The sequence below is a fragment of the Sphaerisporangium sp. NPDC004334 genome (assembly GCF_053602655.1).
In genome coordinates this window covers 1-2,116 of the sequence record NZ_JBSGDZ010000079.1, presented here as the reverse complement: position 1 = coordinate 2,116, position 2,116 = coordinate 1, and the positions used below count along the sequence as shown (strand labels likewise).

Genomic DNA, 2,116 nt, shown 5'->3' with positions numbered 1-2,116 from the left:
CCTGACCCTCGCGCCGCTGATCTCGGCCTGGGGACGCCGTCCGGAAGAGCACGCGCCGGCACCTGGTAGATGACCGTGAAAGTGTGGTGTCGCGGGTAGCCGGCGGCTGGTGATCGCCGAGGTGTGCTCTCGTCATGCGACAGTGACACAGGCCGGAAAGGCGGCCGTCATCGGCGATCGGCGCTGCCAGAGGTGGCTGCGTCCACGTGGATCGCTTCCACACGCCAGGCCGGACATACCGTCGGGAGGTGTGTCGCGGTCATAGGGGGCGATGTGGGCGATCGCTATTCCGGGAGGACGATCTGGCCTCTGGCGATCTTCTGTTCTGCCTCGTCCAGGCGTGACTTGATGCCGTCGATGTGGCCGCCGGTCGTGGTGTAGGCGAAGCCGTGGGACTTGATGCCGTAGACGGTGGGGCCGGGTTTGGCGGAGCCGGTGGAGATGTCTTCGAGGTAGTCGAAGACCACCGTGTCGACCCGCTTGGTGATCGAGGTCAGGACGACGTCACGCAAGGCGGCGTCCGCGGTGCGGGCCTCGTCGCCTTCGGCGCCGATGACATGCCCGCCGGCGGCCTTGGCGGCCTGCATGATGCCGATGTTCGAGCCACCCGCCGCCTGGAAGAGGACATCGGCGCCCGCGCCGAACATGGCGGCCGCGACGCGCTTGCCCTTGGCGGGGTCGTCGAAGCCGCTGAAGTCCGGAGAAGTGGTTATGTACCTGACGTCGAGCTCGACGTTCGGCTTGACCGACTTGGCGCCCGCGACGAAGCCCGCGGCCGCTCTCTCGATGGGGCCTTCGTCCTTGACCGCGCCGACGAAGCCCACGCGTCCCTTGCTGGACTTCAAGGCCGCCGCCGCACCGGCGAGGAAGCCGCCTTCCTGCTCGGCGAAGACGAGGTTGGAGATGTTCTTCCCCTTCGCCTCCTCGCTGTCGACGATCGCGAAGCTGGTCTTCGGAAACTCGGGCGCGACGGTGTTGAGCGCCGTGGAGTAGGGGTAGCCGATGGCGATGATCGGATTGTGGCCGCTCCGGGCGAGCGTCCGTAGCCGTTGCGCCTTCTGTTCGTCCGTCTCATCGGCACTGGCAGCCAGCTCTTTGACCTCGCCCACGCCGAACTCCTGCTTGGCGCGTTCGAGGCCCTTCACGGCCGAGTCGTTGAACCAGAGGTCACCCCGGCCGCCGATGTCCAGGGCGATGCCGACCTTGCCCAGCTTGCCGGCGGCGATGGACGAAGACGTGGCCCCGCTGGAGGCGGAGGTGGTGGCCGAGGTAGAGGCGCGGTCGCCGGGCGAGTTCCGGAGCCAGATGCCGACGGTGACCGCGAGGGCCAGCAGCACGCTCAGCAGCGGGATCATCGTCCGCGACGCGACGCGCCGGAAGCGGCTGGTCCGGGGTGAAGTGCCCGGCGTCCCGGCAGCGGTGACGGCCGCCACCCGCGGCACGGTCCCCTGCGCGGGAGGCACGGTCCCTTGCGCTGGGGACGGCAGGGCGGCGGAGGTAGAGGCCATGGAGGCGGCGGAGGAGGGAGGGGGCGGCCCGCCGGTCGTCATTCCAGGTGGCCCAGGTGGCCAGGGCGTCCCGGGTGGCCGGGCCGCGTCGTGGCCGACCAACTGCAGCATGATCTCGGCGGCCGTGGGCCTTTCCTGTGGGATCTTGGCCAGGCATCGTCCGAGCAGCGAGCGCAGCGACTCCGGGACCCCACTGAGGTCGGGTTCGGCGGTGAGGACGGCGTGCAGAACGGACGGCACGCTCGCGCCGCCGAAGGCACGGCGGCCGGTGGCCGCGAAGACCATGGTCACCGCCCAGGCGAAGACGTCGGCCGGGGGGCCGACCTGCTCGCCGGCGATCTGTTCGGGCGCCATGTACGTCGGGGTGCCCGCGACGCCGGTGCCGGTGGCCGTGACGGAGTCCAGGGCGCGGGCGATGCCGAAGTCGATCACGCGCGGCCCGTCGGGGCCGAGCAGCACGTTGCTCGGCTTGAAGTCGCGGTGCACGACGCCCGCCTGATGGATCGCCGCCAGCGCGCCGGCCGTGCCCAGCGCCAGCCGTACCAGCTCGTCCCCACTGAGCGGCCCGCGTTCCCGGACCCGCTGCTCCAGCGAGGCGCCCTCGACGT

At 70.7% G+C, this 2,116-nt stretch carries 1 protein-coding gene; it reads right to left on the bottom strand.

Features of this window, described 5'->3' with window-relative positions; all coding sequences use genetic code 11:
• Positions 1-284 precede the first annotated feature (284 nt).
• On the bottom strand, positions 285-2,116 hold a 1,832-nt coding region (locus ACWEN6_RS40815; protein WP_452577582.1), incomplete at its 5' end, for a BMP family ABC transporter substrate-binding protein.